Raw genomic sequence first — 18,549 nt, 5'->3', positions numbered from 1 at the left:
CAGCATAGGCTGAAGACACCTCTTCAAGGCCCAAAAGGGGGGGCGCGCGTGACCGACTGCTCATGTTCTGAGCAGTGCCTTCCGGCCACGGCCCGCGAGGTTTGAGGCATATCAAGGCCCCACATGCGGATTTCGCTATCTTTCTCAATGCACCGGAGAAAGGAAGCAGATCATGCGCCGCCTTTTCGCTTTGGGGATCGCCTGTTGCCTTGTGATTTCCACCTCAGCAGCGTCCGCTGATAGCAGCGCGCCTTCGGTCCTATGGCAAGCGCAGGGGTCGGACATCAACGACTGGCTCAAGGGCGGGCCGGGCGGGACACAGACAGAGCGCAGGCTGCCGCAACCCGCGCCGCCGGCGGATGCGACCGGGATCCTGCGGGACGGTCCTCGCGCCCTGCCTTGGCCGCGCGAAGCGGCCGTTCCCTCTCCGCTGCCTGCCACGGTCCCGGTGCGCGCCTTCTCTGCGGAGGCTTTGGCCGGGACATGGTCCGGAAAGGGACCCGGCTGCACCGAACAGAGGTTCGCCTTTGTTCACAGCGGTGACGGGTTCACGGGCGAGGCCGTGAAGGTCGATCCGGTGGATGGTTTCCGCACCTTCACCCGGATCAGCGCCAAGACAGGACGGGCGATCATTGGCAAGACGCTCCCCGACGACGCAACCGCCTACCTATCCTTTGCCCGGATTTATCCAGCGCAGGTGACGCGGCTGGATCAGGACGGCCAAGTTGTTGACCTGATCAAGGACTGGCCCGCCACGATAGTCGTCGCGCGCGACGCAGGCTCGGACGCATTGATCCTGCGCTTTGTCGAGCCGGTGTCGGACTGCAGCTATTCCCGACTGAGTGAGTGAGGACGCCATGTGGACCAAGACCCAGACCATCGTTCTGTCATTCCTCACGTGCCTGTGCTTCGCATTGCCGAACGCCTCCCCTGCCGACACCGACGCCCAGATCGAGCAGGCAATCGCCAAGATCAGATCCGACATCCGCAAAACCGAGCAACAGATCTTTGCCCATGATGTCGAAAAGGGAGAAATCCATGCCTTTCAGATGCGCATGTGGCAGGAATGGATCCAGCCCTGGCAAGCCAACGACAGGAAGATCCGCGACCTGCAGGCAGAGGTCGACGCGCTGAAACGCATGGGAGCCTTCAACCAGAATTCACGCAGTCTGAACGATCAGATGCGCGCACTTCTGGACGAGCGCGGGCGTCTGGAACGGCTGGATGGCGGCACAATAGACGACTGCGCACCACCCTGCACAACGATCAAGCAGCTGTTTACCTATTACGGAGCCCGAGAAGCGCGGCGCAAGGAACTGGTTGCGGAACTCACCCGGTCGGACGGAACCTCGAAACGGTTGTATCGCGCGCTTGAGGTGGAAAAGGGAAAGCTGGCCGACAATCATGCGACCAAGTTGAAGCTGTTCGAGCAAGAGCGGAAGCGTCTGAAGGCCCTCCGCAAACGCTATGCCGACATGCTGAAAAACCCGGACAGCTTTTTCCTGCCCAACCTGGACGGCGGCATGCCCCGTGTGCTGACCCGCGCGGAGTTCGAAGCAGAAGTCACCGTGAACTGGTTCGAGATCGGCTCTGGCGGAGACCTCGACAAGCCGGAAATCAGGGAGGAAATCAAAGCGTTGGTGCGCAAGATGCTGCAAAGCTCCAAGGATATGCGCCAGAGGATCAGCGATCAGATCCGGTTCCTCGACGATCAGATTACCGCGCTGGATCACCGGCTGGACAGGACAGCGTCGACCCTTTCCGCAGAAACCTGCCCGCCGCGCAATCCTGACCCTGCGGGACAGGTCTTGCGGCATCGGATTCCGCCGGGCGATGATGACACCTATCTGGCCTGCGCCTATTTCGCCGACCCAGCTGGGGGTCAACAACCGGGCCCGATCAAATCAAGGGTCCGATATGAAGACGGCAAGGAAGCAGGCGTTGCCGCCTATTTCGACCTCGACGGCGGCCACCACCTGCAAGAGATCCACAACATCCACGCCCCGCGGCAGAGCGGCGCGGAATGTCGCTACCATTCCGCCAGCGCCATCGCCAAATACCGCCTGCAAGGCCACGACGGGTCAGAGATGATCGTCTTTTGCGAAGCAGACGGCACCGTGGGGCAATGCGATTACATCACCCACGATGGCAGGTCACGCCGGTGCAGCGCCGACTGCACCGACAAATGCACGGACCTGCGTCAAAAGATCGGATGGCCCGCGATGCAATGACCGCTCAGGCGCGCAGACGGTCGCCGGAGGCGTCAAAAGGCGGCGCTGACAGGATAACCGCGGCATGCGGACGTCCAAGGACCATGACATCGACCCGGTCGCCCGGCGCGGCGGTGCCCGCTTTGATATAACCAAGCGCAAGGCTCTGCCCGACCGAATAGCCGTACCCGCCAGAAGTGACGCGGCCAATCCCCTGACCGTCGCGAAAAACCGGCTCTCCCCCGGTCGCATCCGCGCCCGAGGCGGAAACGGCCCCATCGTCCAGCGCAAGGATCACCAGCGTTTCCCGCGCCGGTTTGTCGATCACCTTCAGCAGAGCGTCCTTGTTGAGGAAATCCTTGTCCAGCTTGCACAGCCGGTCCAGACCAACCTCTTGTGGCCAGTATTCCGGGCTGTATTCCCGGCTCCATGAGCCATAACCCTTTTCGATGCGCAGACACATCAGGGCGCGGCTTCCCACGGGACCGATGCCAAACGCCCTGCCCGCCTCCAGCAAAGCTTCATAGAGGCGTTTCTGGTCTTCTGTGCGGCAGTGCAATTCCCAGCCCAGATCACCGGTGAACGACACCCGCAAAGCCATGACTTCGATGCCCGACACATCGATCCTGCGCGACCGCATGAAGGGGAAATCCGCGTTACCGAGCGAGGTGTTGGTCATGCGTTGAAGCATCTCGCGCGAACGCGGCCCCGCCACGTTGAACCCGCAGGTCGACTGCGTGAGTGAGGTGAAATGCGTGTCCGGCGGAAGGGGCACCTCGGCGAAAAAGCGGGCGTGATACCGTTCGGCCATGCCCGAACCGATGACCCAGAATTCCTCCTCGGCCAGTCGCGTGACGGTGAAATCCCCGGCAATGCCGCCTCGTTTGCTGATCAGCGGGGTCAGGCAGGACCGGCCCACCTGACGCGGCAGTCGGTTGGCGAAAACCGCATTGAGCCAGTCCTCGGCTCCCGGACCGGTCACGCTGTACTTGGCGAAATTGGAGATATCGATAATGCCACCCGCCTCGCGCAGCATCCGTGCCTCGCGCCCGACGCTGTCCCACCATCCTTGACGGGTGAAACCGGGCGTATCAGGCTGATCCGCGTCGAAATAGACCGGGTGTTCCCAGCCGAAGTTCAGGCCGAACTTTGCGCCCATGTCCTTTTGCATTTCGAACACCGGGCGTGTGCGGACCGGACGGCCTGCGTCACGTTCCTCTCCCAGGAAATGGATAGCAAAACGGTGCGCGTATTGGTTCATCACCCGGGCCTTGGTGAATTTCTCGTCCGCCCAATCGCCAAAGCGCGCCATGTCCCACGGGAACATGTCGTATTGCATCTCTCCCTCGATGATCCATTGCGCGACCATCAGGCCCATGCCGCCGGACTGCGAAAAGCCCGGGATGATCCCGTTGCAACAGAAATATCCGCGCAGTTCCGGCACCGGCCCCAACAGCACGTTCGAGTCCGGGGACCAGATCATTGGCCCGTTGATGACGCGCTTGATCCCCGCCTCGCCCACCACCGGAACCCGGTCGATTGCGCGCATCATGTTATCTTCGATCCGCTCAAGATCGTCGGCAAACAGTTCATGCGCGAAATCCAGCGGGGTGCCCTGCTCCGCCCACAACCGCACGTCTCGCTCATAGGCGCCGATCAGCAGGCCCTTGCCTTCTTGCCGCAGGTAATACTCGCCGTCGCGATCCGCGACCGAGGGCAGCCGTCGGTCCATCGCGGCGATTTCCGCAATGGTTTCGGTCACGAAATACTGATGCTCTGTCGGTTGCAGCGGCAACTTGATACCCGCCAGCGCCGCAACCTCACGCCCCCATAGACCGGCGGCATTAATCACCCAATCGGTCCGGATGTCGCCCTTGGGCGTGCGCACGATCCATGACCCGTCAGGCTGCGCCTCGGTCGCCGTGACCGGGGTAAAGCGATGGATTTCCGCGCCCTTCTGGCGGGCACCCGCCGCATAGGCCGCTGTCACCCCCGACGGATCGACATTGCCGCCGTCCGGTTCGAACATGATGCAGCGGATGCCGTCGAAATTCACCAGCGGGTGCAGGCGCTCTGCCTCGTCCCGGGTGACCTCGTGGAAGTTCATTCCATACAGCTTGGCCTTGGCCGCCTGCAGGCGCAATTGATGTTCACGCGCCTCTGTCTGAGCCAGGTAAAGGCTGCCGGACTGGAAGACGCCGCAGCTTTGCCCGGTCTCAGCCTCCAGTTCCTTGTAAAGGTTCATGGTATAGTGCTGAAGGCGCGAAATATTGGTGCTGTCATGCAGCCCGTGGATGTTCGCCGCCGCGTGCCACGTAGAGCCGGAGGTCAGTTCATCCCGCTCCAGCAGGACAACATCGGTCCAGCCGAGCTTGGTGAGGTGATAGAGGATGGAACATCCGATGACTCCGCCGCCGATCACGACGGCCTGGGCTTGGCTGCGCATGAGGCGCGCTCCTTGACTGCTGTTCGGGGCGATCCTGCGATTTGGAGATGGGGCTGACTTGTCGAAATCCGACATCCCTCGTCGCCACTGTATCAAAGCCATGCCCAAGACCTATGGCGATCCAGTTCCTTCGGCTAGGCTGATCGAACCCATTTTGGAAAAGGATCTTTCAGCCATGCCCAACCTCAAATCCAAGCTGCAGCGCCCTGATGGTCGTCTGACCTCTGTCGTTTGCACCATACCCTCTGCCACCGTGCCGCAGGCCGTTGCCGCATCCGGGGTGGATAGCGTGATCATCGACCTCGAACATGGCGCTGTGGACTATGGGTCGGCCCATGCGATGATCGCGGCAACGGCCGGGACAGAGTGCGCGCCGATTGTGCGGATCGCTGAATGCACTGATGCGCAGGTCAAGCGCGCGCTGGATCTTGGAGCCGAGGGGATCTGCTTTCCCTTGATCCGCACCGTGGACGAGGCAGACTGGGCCGTGAAATCCCTTCGTTATCCCCCTGCGGGAAGCCGTGGCTTTGGCCCTTTCATCGCACAATCGCGCTGGGGCACGGACATTCCGGGCTATGCAAAGGACATCGCACCGCAACTGGTGTGCATGCTGCTGATCGAAACCGTTGAGGCCATTGAGAATATCGAGGACATCTGCGCCGTTCCCGGAATTGATGTGCTGGTCGTCGCCGGATTTGACCTGTCGACCGCGCTGGGGGTTTCGGGACAATTCGACCACCCCGATTTCATCGCCGCCGTCGAACGTGTCGAGGCGGCGGCCAAGGCAGCGGGTGTACCCCTCGGCACCGTTGGTTTGACGCAGGCGCAGGCCAAGGCCGCATTTGAACTCGGATACCGGATCGTCGCCGGGTTCGACCTTCTGTGGATGCGGGCGCGGGCAGCGGAGCTGGTGACCTGGGCCAGCGAGTGACCGGGATCAGCCAATGGCGTCCCGCAGGCGCTCAAAGTCGCCGGAAAAGGTGAAATCCGCATTTGCCCGGTCCAGCGCGCTTTGCGACAGATCGCGCGCCGCCTTGACCAGCGACGGATCCTCGGCCACCTCCACCAATTGCCGCAGCGCGCCTTGCAGGCGCAGATGCACCTCCAGCGAATCCGCCGCACAGCGCGCAATCGGATCAAAGCCCGCACGGACGAGATCATCCGCCTGCAAGGGCCGGACCCACAGCCGGTCATGTTCAGGCTCATCCATCGGGTCCGTCTGCAGAGGCACCAGAACCCGCGCCAGACGGTTGATCACATCAATCGCCGTTCCCGGATCGTTGACCCCCGGCGACAGCGCGCGCACGGCCACCTCGGACAGGACCGTGACGCCGAACAGCGGATCTTCTTCGAAACTGCGGTCCGGCGCGAGCGGCAGGCTCTCGCTCAAGATGGTTTCCGTGGTGCTGGTCAGCTCGTCCGCGCCGGATATACAGGCCAGCGTCTGTCCCGGAAGGACGTAGTCGCCCACGGCAATCGGGATGTAGACGCAGATTTCTTGGTCAGCGGCCTCTGCTTGTATCGCCTCTTGAAAGATCTGCTGCAGGTAGCCCGCGCTTTCGGCCCTGATCCGCAGGCAATCCTGCGGGATCTCATCCGCGTCAGAAGACAGTGGATTGGCCCCGTGACAGGGCTGTTCGGATGACCGTTGCACGGACTGGGCGGCCTCTGCCTCCATCCTTGAGGCGGTGAACGGCAAACTGCCCAACCCTTCGAGGTGCAAAATCCAGCGGATCAGGGACAACAGGACCAGCGCCACGACGACCAGTGACATGAAGAACAGCACAACGATCTCCCGGTCATCGAAAAGATGCGCCGCGCGCATCACGATCCCAACGATGGCAAAGAGGTAGGCCCCCAGAAACGTGGACAGAACAGACTGCGTGATGGTGTCCTGACGCAGAACCAGATGGCTGCGCGGCGTCCAGTTCCCCGCCGCCGTCTGAAGCGCCCCGGTCATGATGGTCAGCGAAAAGATCGTGACCGCCAGCATCGAAGACGCCAGCGTGTTCAGGATCGGGTCCACGGACTCTGCCCCGATCCGTTCGCCCAGCCAGTCGGGAATCAACGGGCCGAGGAACCGCGACAGCGCCAGCGCCACCAGCGTGAGAACGGCAAAGAGGATAACCCGGAAATGGATGCGCCGCGCGGCTTGGCGCAGGCGTCTCAGTAGGCTTTGAAGCATCCGCTAATTTCCTGTTCCCGACATTTCTTGTCGCCCGCAGGCGGTTGCCCTGCCGCGCGCACATTGAGACTGTGCCGGAGAACCGACAGGAGGTCAGCCATGAAAAACACCACCCGCGTTGTCGTCATCGGAGGCGGAGTCGTCGGCTGTTCCGTCCTGTACCACCTGACAAAGCTGGGGTGGTCCGACGTGATGCTTCTGGAACGCTCGGAACTGACCTCCGGTTCCACCTGGCATGCGGCGGGCGGCTTTCACACCCTGAATGGTGACACCAACATGGCGGCCCTGCAGGGCTACACAATTCGTCTCTACCGGGAGTTGGAAGAGTTGACCGGTCTGTCTTGCGGTCTGCATCACGTGGGCGGGGTCACTCTGGCGGACAACAAGGACAGGTTCGACATGCTCTTGGCCGAGCGCGCCAAGCACCGCTACATGGGATTGGAGACGGAAATCGTCACCCCGGAAGAGATCGCCAAGCTGGCCCCGATCGTGAACACCGACGGTATCCTCGGCGGGTTGTACGATCCGCTGGACGGGCACCTGGATCCCTCCGGAACAACCCACGCCTATGCCAAGGCCGCGCGTATGGGCGGGGCCGAAATCCACCTCCATACCAAGGTGTTGGAAACCAAACCTCGTGCGGATGGCACATGGGACGTGGTGACGGACAAAGGCACGATCCATGCCGAACACGTGGTCAACGCCGCCGGTCTCTGGGCGCGCGAGGTTGGGGCGATGGCCGGGGTCTACCTGCCGCTGCACCCCATGGAACACCAATACCTCGTGACCGAGGAAACGCCGGAAATCTATCAGCGCGAGGCCGAGCATCCGCATGTGATGGACCCGGCGGGCGAAAGCTATCTTCGGCAGGAAGGCCGCGGGCTGTGCATCGGGTTCTATGAACAACCCTGCCGCCCTTGGGCCGTCAACGGCACGCCTTGGGATTTCGGCCATGAACTCTTGCCAGATGACTTTGACAAGATCGAACAAAGTATTGAATTCGCGTACAAACGCTTCCCTGTTCTGGAACGCGCTGGGATTAAATCCGTGATCCACGGTCCCTTTACCTTTGCCCCGGATGGCAATCCCCTTGTCGGCCCCGTGCCGGGGATTCGCGGCTATTGGTCTGCCTGCGGGGTCATGGCCGGGTTCAGCCAGGGCGGCGGCGTGGGGCTGATGCTGGCGCAGTGGATGGTCCACGGCGAATGCGAGCGGGATACCGCGGCGATGGATATCGCGCGCTTCGGAGATTGGATCTCGCCGGGCTACACACTGCCGAAAGTCATTGAAAACTATCAGAAACGCTTTTCCGTCAGCTACCCGAACGAAGAACTTCCCGCCGCCCGGCCCAACCGCACAACCCCCATGTACGACATCTTTGACGACATGGGCGCGGTTTGGGGCGCGCAATACGGGCTTGAAGTGGTGAACTACTTCGCCGCCGATGGAGAGCCTCGGTTTGAGACACCTTCTTTCCGACGCTCGAACGCGTGGGATGCGACGCGGCGCGAGGTCATGGCCGTGCGTGAGGCCTGCGGGATCAATGAGGTCCACAACTTTGGCAAGTACCGCATCAGCGGCAAGGGGGCGCGGGCGTGGCTGGACCGGATCATGGCGGGCCGCATACCGAAACCTGGGCGCTTGACCCTGACGCCTATGTTGTCGCCCGCCGGGCGCATCATCGGGGATTTCACGGTAAGCTGCCTTGACGACGAGGATTTCCGCCTGACCGCCTCCTACGGCGCACAGGCCTATCACATGCGTTGGTTCCTGCAACATGAGGAACCCGGCGTAACAATCGAAAACATAAGCGATAAGCTGAACGGGTTTCAGATTGCTGGCCCACTGGCCCGGGAAATCCTGCAGGCCTGCACCCTGACTGATGTTTCGAACATGAAGTTTAGAGACGTCTGGCACCTGACGGTCGGCATGACCGACTGCATCGTCCAGCGCGTCTCCTACACCGGTGATTTGGGATATGAGATCTATTGCGATCCCATGGCCCAGAGACAACTTTGGGAAACGCTCTGGGCCGCAGGCGCTCCGAAAGGCATGAAACCGTTCGGCATGCGTGCCATGATGAGCCTGCGCCTCGACCGGTTCTTTGGGTCCTGGGGGCGCGAGTTCTCTCCCGATTACACCGCAGCGGAAACCGGACTGGACCGGTTCATCGACTGGTCAAAAGACGGTTTCGTCGGGCGCGGGGCGGCTCTGGCCGAACGTGCTGCACCGCCGCAAAGAACGCTTGTGGTCTTTGAAGTCGATGCCGAGGACGCCGATGTGCAAGCATATGAACCGGTCTGGATCGACGGCGTGGTTCAGGGGTTCTGCACCTCGGGCGGCTATTCCCATTTCGGGAAAAAATCCATCGCCAACGCCCTGATACCACGCGAGAAAGCGACCCCGGGATTAAACGCTCAGATTGAAATTCTGGGTCGGATGCGCCCGTCAAAGTTGATTACCGCACCGATTTTCGATCCCGAAGGCACGCGAATGCGATGCTGAATTCAGGCGTTGCGGCAATGTTGCGCCGCAGCATTTAGCAGAACAACAGATCCACTCCACAAAAAGTTGCGCATTGAGAGGAAGAAAAGCCACAAAATTGCGCATCCTGTGCTAGTGTCTGCCTCATGCTGGATATTGCGATTCTCATACCCGCCGCGGGCGCTTCCTCTCGGATGCGCGGACTCGACAAACTTACCGAGGAGGTGGACGGAACGCCTCTGCTGCGGCGTCAGGCGATGCGTGCCATCGCGACAGGCGCCCACGTGGCCGTAACGCTGCCCGATCATGACCACCCGCGCGCCCGCGCGCTGGCTGGGTTGCCGGTGCAACTGATCGCCGTGCCAGACGCGGATGAGGGCATGTCAGCCTCGATCCGTCGCGGGGTCGGAATGCTGCCCCGCGGCCTGAAAGCCGTGGTTATTCTGCCCGCAGACATGCCGGAGATCGAAACCGAGGATATGAGCAAGCTCATCGACGGGTTCACGGCCCTGCCGTTTCCGATGCTCCAACAGGCAACGAGTGAAGACGGAACGCCGGGGCATCCTGTGCTCTTCCCCGAAGACTGCTTTATGGCGCTGCAAACACTCACCGGCGATCAGGGGGCACGGGATATCCTGCGCGCGAATGCGCACCGCTTGCGCCGCGTCCAGATCCCGGACCGGCGTGCTTTGACGGATCTGGATACACCAGAGGCCTGGACACGGTGGCGCGAGTCGCAGCGAACCTGCGTCCCGGGCTGAAGGTCGCCCCGCAAGATTTTGAAATTACAGGCTAAAGCCCCGTCTAGACCGGACGGGCCAACGCCCTGACGACCCTCTGCACCGATGGGCCGACAAATTCACGCTTTGACCAGACTTCGCTGACATTTGCGGCGCGGGCTTTGGCATACATGAAGGGTGATGGGAAATCGCTGACGAGAATGACGGGAACGCGGCGCAGGTCCTTGTCACCCGAAAGTTCCGAAACGAAATCCACCCCCATTCCATCCGGCAGGGCATTGTCCAGAAAGACGAGGCTGACGTTCCTCTCTTTCATCCGCTTCCGCGCCTCCGTCAGATCGCGGGCCACGATCAGCGGCAAGTCAGGACAATACTTGTTGAGGACACGCCGCATCATGCGACGGTCGAATTCGACATCGTCAACAATCAGACAAACGGTTTCCTGAGCCATTTTACCACCTTGAACGGACCCACCCAGACAACACTGTGTCGATGAGGCGTTGCCAAATCGTAAACGTGAAAATTGTTCGGGTTGGTCAGGTCAACAGAAACGTCGAGCGAAACTGAAAACGGGGCAGCCAAGACTGCCCCGTTTCCGATTTCCGTCCCGTGCGCGAGGGTCGTCGCGCGCCGGAACGGGCTGCATATTCTGTTCCGTCGGCCTCTTTAATTGGTGAGGAGCGCGGCTTCGTGCTTTTTCAGCGAGCGGCGAGCCGAAGCATAGGCCTTGATGCCCTCGGCATGTTCCAACTCGGGGAAAAGTTCGAGGATTTCCTCGCGCTGTGCGCTGCCAATACCCTTGAGGCTGTAGTCGCCGGGTTGAAAGCTCTCGGTCCATGCGCCGTTCGACAGGATGACCTCATGGCTTTCGAACATCACGTGGATGTAGGACACCCCATTCGCCTCGACCTCATCCACCCCGTCCAGACCAGTCAGGTGCTTGGCCGCGACCAGAACCTCGCGCTCTTCGAAGTAGAGCGCGGTCTTGTCGTTGGCCACCAGAACGCGGTGGTTGGGAGAGACCAGCATGTCATGCGCGGGCAGGTTGTTGCCAAGAGCGCCCTGCTGGATCAGGACCGGCTTGAAATGCGGCTTGCGCGCCAGATCAAAGCCGGAAAGGTCCTTGCGGCCCACCCATTTGATTTCCTGAATGCCATTGTCGCGCGTGATGACCCGGTCGCCTTCGACGAGATCCTCGACCAGACGTTCACCCTGCGGCGTGGCGATCAGCGTGCCGGGGGTAAAGCAGGGCACGATTTCCTCGATCTCGAAGAAATCCATTTTACCCGTCACACCACCGGACCCGTCGAGGAACTCGATGGTGCCGTCCAGACCGTTGCCATTGCTGTCAGCGACCTCGTTGACCAGACGCCAGTCGACGTCCTTTGCGCCGACGCCCGACAGATCGAGGATGTCGTAGTCCTGGTTCGGGGGCAGCGAGGGATCAGCCTGATCGATGAAACCGCCCGAACCGCCGTCCACCGTGTCACCGATGCCATCGGCCGCGCTGTCGACCACGATCACGTCGCGGTCAGAGCCGCCGTTGATGTCGTCATCGCCCGCGCCACCGTTCAGGGTGTCGTTGCCCTGACCGCCGATCAGCGTGTCATTGTCGCGGCCGCCCATAAGGATGTCGTCGTCGATACCGCCGTCCAGCGTATCCTCGCCAGAGCCGCCCATCAGCGTGTCATCGTCGTCGCCGCCGATCAGCGAGTCATTGCCAAGGAAGCCCTGCAGCAAGTCGCGGTCGTTCTCGGTGTTGACGTCGATGTCGTCGGTCAATTCCAGCGCCGCAAGGTTCGACCCGTCCAGCGTGTCATTGCCCTGCCCGCCGTCCAGCGTGTCCGACCCGTGCGAGCCGATCAGAGAGTCATCCCCCTGCCCGCCCATGATCAGGTCGTCGTCGATACCGCCGTCCAGCGTGTCGTTCTCGCCGCCGCCGTCGATGGTATCGGCGTCATCGCCGGTTTCGATGTAGTCGTTCCCGCGGTTGCCCTCGACATAGTCGCGGCCATCGTCCTGGTTCGGATCCGCGGTAAATCCCAGATCGTTCAGAAGCGTGCCCGGCGCAAAGGACGGGTCATCCCCTTCGTAATCGGAAAAGGTGTCCGTGCCGGCGATGATCGTGTCATCGCCCGTGCCGCCATAGATGGTATCGGCGCCCTGAATGTCGAACAGGGAGTCGTTGCCACCGCCCAGCGTGACAAGGTCGTTGTCGATACCCGGGTTGACCGTGTCGTCCCCGCCGCCCGCGGCGATGGTATCGGCGTCGTCGCCGGTTTCGATCAGGTCGGCCCCAGAGGTCCCAACGATGCTGTCCAGATCGTCGAACGGATCGGGGTCTTGGTCCAGCCCGTCCAGCGGATCAAGCGGCTGATCGGCCGGATCAACGGGGAACACATCGGTGTCGATGCGCGGCACACCGTCTTCAACGGTGATGGTGATATTCGCCGTGTCCGTGTCCGTGCCATCCGTGATGGTGTAGGTGAAGGTATCGGTCCCGGTGAAGCCTGCGTTCGGCGTATAGGTCACCGTACCGTCGGGGTTCAGGTCTGCCGTGCCGTTGGTCGGCGGCGTGATACCGGTCACCGTCAGCGGATCGCCATCCGGGTCGCTGTCGTTGTCCCGCGGGTCCAGAGTGACCGGCGTCGCGACCAGTGTCGTATCGGTGTCGTCGACTGCATCCGGCGGCGCATTCGCGTCGATCGTGTCGAAAAAGATATCCGAGATGGTAACGCCCTGCTGGCTTTCGCCGCCATTCGCATATTCGATGCGGATGGACGCGACCGGAGAGCTGATCTCCACAAGCACAGACGATGTCGCGGATTCGAAACCCGTTTCGGCGCCACCCACAAGGTCACCACCGAGTTCGGTCACGGTTGATCCCAGCGTCAGAGTGACCGAAACAGGGTCTCCGGCCGCGTCAAAGGCGGCGACGGTCAGAATGTCCTGAAAGCCAGAGCCGGGTTCGAACAGATCGCCGCCGGTGCCAGCGTCGATATCGTTGATCCGGAACGTCACGTTCTCGACGCTGTCGGCGTAGGAATCCGGATCCGTGGACCGGAACGACAGCACCGTGACCGAAGAGTCAGATTGGGTAGCGGTGCCTTCGGCAAAGAGTTTCAGGAAGGAGTTGACTGGAAACGGCTCTCCGGGCGCGACATAGCCCGGTGCATTGAAGGTAAAGGCCGAGGTGCCCTCGTACAAACCATCGAAGGCGATATCAACGGCGATGCCCCCGGTATCGACGGTTCCAGATACCCCCCCGTCCAGATCCGGCAGTTCGGTTCCGAATGGGCCCAGGTCTCCCCAAGTCAAAAGCAGCTGAGGCATGATAAGTCCTCTTTCCACATTGGTGCCGCCTGCTCGAAGCGCACTCTTTCAGAGCTACGCCGCCAAGCGGACCGTCGTTCCGGTTGCGCGCCCCGTGCGTTGTGGAAACGAAGTGGCCACATCTGCACCTGCCGGTGCGATCAAGCACAGCAAATACCCTAGCGGCACGAATGGGTTCTCCATCCTCGCTTCACTTCACACTGCATGGTGCGAATTGTTCAGCGGCCGCCCCCGTGGCCAGCAGTTTTCACCCCCCAGTTGGGCTTGACTTGAATTAATACATGAAGGCTTCGGTCCGAGAAGGAGAAAATGGCAGAAAATGGGCCTTGGTCGCCATCCCAGCGCCAGATTGAGGCCGATTCGTCATGATCCTGCCACGCGTTAACCATGATATTTGGCAGAAAACCGAAACAATATCGGGGCCACAACGGCCGATTTTCACAAAATATAGGGCAATCGCCCAGATCAGCCCCTTCATTGTTTCCCTTATGCGGACAACCTCCGAAAAACGTGCGCAGCAGGCTGTTCGGTGGCCCGTCAATGGGAATTTGCCGGGCACTGTTCCATGCTGGGAACCAATTCTTCAACCGGCGCGGGATTGCGCAAGGTTAACGCCTGAAAACCGTGTATTCGATACGAATCATTCGACACAAAACAAGAACGAATGCCCTCAAGACCCGGCCCCGGAATTGCGGCGAAAATGCCTTATTTTTGCCAAGTCCGCAGGCTGCGTCTCGGTTTTAGGTGGGGACGCTGAAAAGAAAACAGGATGTCCACGCGTGGACACCCCGGGTGACGTCGCGTCTTCAGGGGCTTGCAGAGGCGAATTCACGTTTCGGCAAGACTGAGAGCAATCCCGCGCAGGCCGTCAGGAACGCTTGTCGCGCGATCCGGCCGGCGTCGGGGCCCTTTCCCTCAAAGTTTGTCTTTCAGGAAATCCCGCACGTCCAGCAGGCTCTTTTCCTCCATCGAGACATAGACGAGCGACATGTTGGTCCGCTCACTGACCATGCTGCCCGGAAACGGCAGATAGCTCAGCTCGCGCGACCCGAAGGAGGGCGAAGCCGTGCCAACCTGCCATTCGGTCTTCAACTCCACATCCACCAGTTTCAGCGCGGTATCGCCCCCGACCCCGGGACGTTCGAAGGGCACTCCGGCAAGGCGCAGATAGGCGCTTTTGTCCGCCGCCTGCACAAAGCCCTCGATGAATTGGGTGGCCAGTACCTGCAGGTCCGCGGCCTCATCCTCGGGCTTGAGGTGACTGTGCAGGTGATCGTGGTCATGCGGATGATTGTGGTCGTGCGGGTGGTGATGATGGTGGCCGATATGGCCGTTCACGATGTCATGCGGCATCGGGCTCCTCCTCTGCTTCAAAGACCGCAAGCGCGGTGTTGAGGGCATTGATCGCCGCCGGAAAGCCGCCGTACAAAGACATTTGCCAGATGGTTTCGGCGATTTCTTCGCGGCTGAGCCCGGCCTTGCGCCCACCGGCGATATTGACGGCAAGCTGCGGACCGGTCTGTCCGCCAAGCGCCGTCAGGGCGGCGATGGTGGCGATATAGCGGTCGCGCAACGGCAAGCCCGGTCGCCCGTACTGCTGGCCATAGGCGAAATCCACAACGCCCTGCGCCATGCCGGGCAACAGCGCGCCATAGCGCGCCTCCAGCGCGGCCTCCATACCGGGGTTCACCTCTTCGGACAGGATGCGTCCCTTTTCAAGGGTCTCTGACATCGCGCTCAATCCCGTTTCGTGCGGCCGTGCCAGCGCTTGCCCTCGAATTCGCCGTGCGGGATCTTGACCGGCTTGTCGATGTGTTTGGTATGCGCGCCCATCTTGCCCGCCGCGACCATGCTGCCCAGAACGTCCACGATCACGCGGGTGCCCATCAGCGCGGTGATGTCAGAGGTGTCATAGGGCGGCGAAACCTCGACCAGTTCCATACCGCAGAGCCCCTCTGCCGCCACCTTGGAGGCCAGCGCAAGCGCCTCACGCGGGAGAAAGCCGCCCGGTTCCGGCCAGCCGGTGCCGGGAACAAAGCCGCAGTCGATGCTGTCGATGTCGAAGGACATGTAGACCATGTCCACCCCGTCCCAGGCCATTTCCAGTGCCATCTCGGCGGTCTTGTCGACACCCATCTTTTCCATGTCGCCCATGGTGATGATGTTGGTCTCACGCTCACGCGCGACCTTAACCGCCTCGCGCGGGACCTGCCAGCCGCCGATGCCGACCTGCACAAGGTTCTTGGCCGGGACATTGGGCAACAGGGTCGAGTGGAACCACGGCGTCGTGTGCATCCGCTCATCCAGATCCTTTTCCTGAATGTCGGCGTGGCGGTCGAAATGCACGATGCCGATCTTCTTGGACGTGCACTCGGCGATGCCGCGAACGCAGGGGAAGCCGATGGAATGGTCGCCACCGATCATCACCGGAAAAGAGCCGCTGCTGAACACATGGCTGACCGCGCGGCTGATCTGATCAAAGCTCTTTTCGAGGTTCGCCGGGATGGTAAACACGTCACCCGCATCGCAGAGGGTCATCTGCTCGCGCAGGTCGACGCCCATTTCGTAATTGTAGGGCGTATACAGCGCCGAGATCTTGCGCACGCCCTGCGGGCCGAACCGGGTGCCGGGGCGATAGGTGGTGCCGCCATCGAAGGGAATGCCCAGGACGGTGGCGTCGTAGTTTTCGACCTCCAGCACGTCCTCGGCATAGGGCGCCTTGAGAAAGGTGTTGATGCCCGCGTAATGCGGCAGCTCGCCCCGCGCGAAGGTGGGGATCGACTTGTCCTCGATGGTGTCCGCGCCGGTCAGGCCCATCCGCAGCGCCCAGCGGCGCTCCTCATCCCAGCGGCCCTCGGGCAGATCGGCCTCTGCCTTCATCGAGCGCCAGCCCTGCAGGCGGGTCAGATCCGGGTGGTGGAACCGGCGGTCATCCGTGCGAAAATCGCGGGGGTGATGCGACCGGCTGCGGTCTTGGCGAAGGGTCATTCATGGTCTCCTTTCAGATCAGGCCGGAACCGCGTGTGCGCCGTCCGGCAGAACATAGTGGATGCGATGGGCCTCCCAGGGTTCGGGCGGCTCCAGCTTGCGGATGAGGTTTTCCAGAACCGCCTGCGGCACCGCGGCGTCGCGATCGCGGTTCTGGTGGGACAGGCGCTTGGGCGGGACCTCGATATAGACGATTTCGACCCGCGCGCCGTAGGCCCGTGCCAGCGACAGCGGCTTGCCCCGGACCTGACGGCTGATGTTGGTCGCGTTCCAGACGAAATCGCGACCGGCACGCAGGTGTTCCTTGGCCAGTTCGCGCCCCGCCTCGATCACCGATCCCTGATTGGTGGTGGGCGAGACGCCCATTTCTTGCCGCAGGGCATCAAGGCTGATGACCGGCTGATCCGCGCCATGCGAACCGATCCAGGTGTCCTTGCCCGATCCCGGCAGGCCCGACATCAGCGTGACGGTGCATTTGGGTTCCTCCCAGGCCGCGAAATGCGGGTCCCGGTCGTCGCGTTCGAAAAAAGCCACGCGGCTTTCGTCATTGGCAAAGGCGAAGGGCTGCGTGAGGCAATCCTGTTCAAGAAACGCCTCCCGCGCCAGATCGGTGTTCATGACGATGCCCGGCACGTCCTGCGCAATCCGGCCCCGCGCATCGGCGCGGGCGTGCAGGCACAACAGGTCCGGCCGACAGCGCCACGACAGGCGGATCGCCTCGCGCGCAGGATCGTCGCGTTCGATCAGCCAGAACGGTACCTGGTGGTAGGAGATCAGGCCGCACAGCGCCTCGCGCCACACAAAGGGCGCCTCCGCCTCTCGCAGCAGGCCGCGCGCCATCAGGGACCCCCGGCGCGAATGGCCGGGGGCCTTGATACGGCCGTCTTCGGTTACGGTGGTGCCGGGTTTGCCCACGTCATGCAGAACCGCCGTCCAGAACAGCAGGTCGCGATCCGCCTGCGGCAGAGCGCGCCAGTCGGGATCGGCGATCAGAGCCTCCAGCACCATGGCCGTGTGGGTGCCCACATCGCCCTCACCGTGGTGGATCGGGTCCTGCGGGCAGGCATCCAGCGCCTGAAGCTCTGGCCAGAGCGCCTGAATGGCGGGCCAGTTCAACGCCCAGTCCGGAGCCTGCGGCACGAGGGTCAGCAGGTCAGCGAAAGACGGCTGTTTCATCACACCGCCTCCCCGTCATAAGCGCCGGGCAGTCCGAGGGTGTCGGCGAAGATATCGACGCCTTCCGCCAGACCGTTTTCAAGGATCGGGCGGTCGTGCCAATGGCCTTCCGACGCCTCGATGGCCTGCTTGAAGCCCGCGCGCACGTATTTGTAACGCTCGGCCACGGTGCCGTCGCGTTCCAGCTTCACATAGAGGCCTTCGGCAAGGTCGCTACGCTCGGTCTGCTTGTCGACCATGTCCAGACGGCTGCCCGAGGCATGTGCCGCGCGGTTCAGCGCCTCTTCCCAGTCAGGCGTGCGATAAAGCGACGGCCTGATGAAGCTCTCGACCTGTTTGACAGTGCGCAACTCGCCCATGTGCAGGACCGGTACCGGCATGATCGGCAGACCGGACAACAGGGCACGACGTTCTTCGGTGGACAGGAAGATGCCCGCCTCACGATCGAAGACATCGAACTCCATGAAGTAATGCGGCAACGCGTCATAGAACTGCGTGTGTTTGGCCAGGAGCCATTCGCCATACATGACGAAGCGAGCGCCCAGCCGGTCGTGCAGACGCGGGGCCAGCACGCTGGCCCATGTCTTGAACAGGCCGAAATGGCGCTCGCGCGCGCCGCCGGTCAGATAGTGGCCGCGGCTTTGCAAGAGCAGGTTGCCCTCGCGGTCAAAGGAGATGCCGCTGTTCGCGCCATCCACCTTTTCCTCGACGATGAGGGCCTCACCCGCCAGTTCCTTCAGAGGTTTGTCATCCGCCAGATCGCCCTCTTGCAGGCGAGAGCCTTCGAGGTGCCGCGTCCGCGGGTATTTCAGAATATCCATTGATCCATGTCCTGTCAGGGCACGGCGGGCAGGCCCGCGTGCCGTCATCCACATCGAACCGATCATCCCCCCGGCGGGGGACGTCGCGTTGGTTCTGCTGTGGCTGCGCATTACATGGCGAATACTCCTTTCGGCCGTCATAGAAGCCCGCGCGCCTCCGGCCTAG

General features: G+C 62.0%; 14 protein-coding genes. 5 read left to right on the top strand and 9 right to left on the bottom strand.

Going from position 1 to position 18,549, the window contains the following annotated elements; all coding sequences use genetic code 11:
- Positions 1-172 precede the first annotated feature (172 nt).
- Together ACTXGA_RS03585 and ACTXGA_RS03580 are read left to right on the top strand one after the other, a co-directional pair.
- Positions 173-850 carry a hypothetical protein gene (locus ACTXGA_RS03585; protein ID WP_443391759.1) on the top strand — a complete coding sequence of 226 codons (678 nt, stop codon included), beginning with the start codon at positions 173-175 and terminating at the stop codon, positions 848-850.
- A gap of 7 nt (positions 851-857) precedes the next feature.
- On the top strand, positions 858-2,231 hold the full coding sequence (locus ACTXGA_RS03580) for a hypothetical protein (RefSeq protein WP_443391758.1): 1,374 nt from the start codon (positions 858-860) through the stop codon (positions 2,229-2,231).
- Between the two features lie 4 nt (positions 2,232-2,235).
- Here the strand turns inward: ACTXGA_RS03580 and ACTXGA_RS03575 are convergent, their stop codons facing one another.
- Complete coding sequence (locus ACTXGA_RS03575) at positions 2,236-4,656, bottom strand: GcvT family protein (protein WP_443391757.1); 2,421 nt, start codon at positions 4,654-4,656, stop codon at positions 2,236-2,238.
- 175 nt (positions 4,657-4,831) lie between these two features.
- Between ACTXGA_RS03575 and ACTXGA_RS03570 the strand changes: the two genes are divergently transcribed.
- Complete coding sequence (locus ACTXGA_RS03570; RefSeq protein WP_443391756.1) at positions 4,832-5,587, top strand: HpcH/HpaI aldolase family protein; 756 nt, start codon at positions 4,832-4,834, stop codon at positions 5,585-5,587.
- Between the two features lie 6 nt (positions 5,588-5,593).
- On the opposite strand, the gene ACTXGA_RS03565 is transcribed toward ACTXGA_RS03570, so the two are convergent.
- The gene (locus tag ACTXGA_RS03565) at positions 5,594-6,841 is read right to left on the bottom strand and encodes a DUF2254 domain-containing protein (RefSeq protein WP_443391755.1); all 1,248 of its coding nucleotides are present in this window, start codon (positions 6,839-6,841) and stop codon (positions 5,594-5,596) included.
- A 99-nt stretch (positions 6,842-6,940) separates the two neighbouring features.
- On the opposite strand from ACTXGA_RS03565, the gene ACTXGA_RS03560 reads away from it, so the two are divergent.
- Together ACTXGA_RS03560 and ACTXGA_RS03555 are read left to right on the top strand one after the other, a co-directional pair.
- On the top strand, positions 6,941-9,346 hold the full coding sequence (locus ACTXGA_RS03560; RefSeq protein ID WP_443391754.1) for a GcvT family protein: 2,406 nt from the start codon (positions 6,941-6,943) through the stop codon (positions 9,344-9,346).
- A gap of 125 nt (positions 9,347-9,471) precedes the next feature.
- Entirely contained in the window at positions 9,472-10,086 is a 615-nt protein-coding gene (locus tag ACTXGA_RS03555; protein WP_443391753.1) for a nucleotidyltransferase family protein, read from the top strand.
- Between the two features lie 43 nt (positions 10,087-10,129).
- On the opposite strand, the gene ACTXGA_RS03550 is transcribed toward ACTXGA_RS03555, so the two are convergent.
- The 7 genes from ACTXGA_RS03550 to ACTXGA_RS03520 form a co-directional block, all read right to left on the bottom strand.
- On the bottom strand, positions 10,130-10,516 hold the full coding sequence (locus ACTXGA_RS03550) for a response regulator (RefSeq protein ID WP_443391752.1): 387 nt from the start codon (positions 10,514-10,516) through the stop codon (positions 10,130-10,132).
- Between the two features lie 215 nt (positions 10,517-10,731).
- Complete coding sequence (locus ACTXGA_RS03545) at positions 10,732-13,398, bottom strand: Hint domain-containing protein (RefSeq protein WP_443391751.1); 2,667 nt, start codon at positions 13,396-13,398, stop codon at positions 10,732-10,734.
- Between the two features lie 915 nt (positions 13,399-14,313).
- Positions 14,314-14,751 carry a hypothetical protein gene (locus tag ACTXGA_RS03540; protein WP_443391750.1) on the bottom strand — a complete coding sequence of 146 codons (438 nt, stop codon included), beginning with the start codon at positions 14,749-14,751 and terminating at the stop codon, positions 14,314-14,316.
- A complete protein-coding gene (locus ACTXGA_RS03535) occupies positions 14,741-15,130 on the bottom strand; it encodes a carboxymuconolactone decarboxylase family protein (protein ID WP_443391749.1) in 390 nt (129 codons plus the stop codon). Before ACTXGA_RS03535 ends, ACTXGA_RS03540 begins: the two co-directional genes overlap by 11 nt.
- A 5-nt stretch (positions 15,131-15,135) precedes the next feature.
- On the bottom strand, positions 15,136-16,386 hold the full coding sequence (locus tag ACTXGA_RS03530) for an agmatinase family protein (RefSeq protein WP_443391748.1): 1,251 nt from the start codon (positions 16,384-16,386) through the stop codon (positions 15,136-15,138).
- 18 nt (positions 16,387-16,404) lie between these two features.
- Positions 16,405-17,562 (bottom strand): AAA family ATPase, encoded by a 1,158-nt coding sequence (locus ACTXGA_RS03525; RefSeq protein ID WP_443391747.1) that lies wholly within the window; start codon positions 17,560-17,562, stop codon positions 16,405-16,407.
- Positions 17,562-18,383: an RNA ligase family protein gene (locus tag ACTXGA_RS03520; RefSeq protein ID WP_443391746.1), complete on the bottom strand. Its 822-nt coding sequence runs from the start codon at positions 18,381-18,383 to the stop codon at positions 17,562-17,564. The genes ACTXGA_RS03525 and ACTXGA_RS03520 overlap by 1 nt, the downstream gene beginning before the upstream one ends.
- Between the last annotated feature and the right edge of the window lie 166 nt (positions 18,384-18,549).

Origin of the sequence: Antarctobacter jejuensis, from assembly GCF_052266595.1 — a bacterium.
GTDB lineage: Bacteria > Pseudomonadota > Alphaproteobacteria > Rhodobacterales > Rhodobacteraceae > Antarctobacter > Antarctobacter jejuensis.
This window is presented reverse-complemented; position numbering and strand designations above follow the sequence as displayed.

Coding starts and splice junctions, on each gene's coding strand:
- ACTXGA_RS03555 (WP_443391753.1), top strand. CDS start 9,472: ATGCTGGATATTGCGATTCTCATACCCGCCGCGGGCGCTTCCTCTCGG.
- ACTXGA_RS03585 (WP_443391759.1), top strand. CDS start 173: ATGCGCCGCCTTTTCGCTTTGGGGATCGCCTGTTGCCTTGTGATTTCC.
- ACTXGA_RS03540 (WP_443391750.1), bottom strand. CDS start 14,751: ATGCCGCATGACATCGTGAACGGCCATATCGGCCACCATCATCACCAC.
- ACTXGA_RS03530 (WP_443391748.1), bottom strand. CDS start 16,386: ATGACCCTTCGCCAAGACCGCAGCCGGTCGCATCACCCCCGCGATTTT.
- ACTXGA_RS03565 (WP_443391755.1), bottom strand. CDS start 6,841: ATGCTTCAAAGCCTACTGAGACGCCTGCGCCAAGCCGCGCGGCGCATC.
- ACTXGA_RS03580 (WP_443391758.1), top strand. CDS start 858: ATGTGGACCAAGACCCAGACCATCGTTCTGTCATTCCTCACGTGCCTG.
- ACTXGA_RS03535 (WP_443391749.1), bottom strand. CDS start 15,130: ATGTCAGAGACCCTTGAAAAGGGACGCATCCTGTCCGAAGAGGTGAAC.
- ACTXGA_RS03520 (WP_443391746.1), bottom strand. CDS start 18,383: ATGGATATTCTGAAATACCCGCGGACGCGGCACCTCGAAGGCTCTCGC.
- ACTXGA_RS03570 (WP_443391756.1), top strand. CDS start 4,832: ATGCCCAACCTCAAATCCAAGCTGCAGCGCCCTGATGGTCGTCTGACC.
- ACTXGA_RS03575 (WP_443391757.1), bottom strand. CDS start 4,656: ATGCGCAGCCAAGCCCAGGCCGTCGTGATCGGCGGCGGAGTCATCGGA.
- ACTXGA_RS03560 (WP_443391754.1), top strand. CDS start 6,941: ATGAAAAACACCACCCGCGTTGTCGTCATCGGAGGCGGAGTCGTCGGC.
- ACTXGA_RS03550 (WP_443391752.1), bottom strand. CDS start 10,516: ATGGCTCAGGAAACCGTTTGTCTGATTGTTGACGATGTCGAATTCGAC.
- ACTXGA_RS03525 (WP_443391747.1), bottom strand. CDS start 17,562: ATGAAACAGCCGTCTTTCGCTGACCTGCTGACCCTCGTGCCGCAGGCT.
- ACTXGA_RS03545 (WP_443391751.1), bottom strand. CDS start 13,398: ATGCCTCAGCTGCTTTTGACTTGGGGAGACCTGGGCCCATTCGGAACC.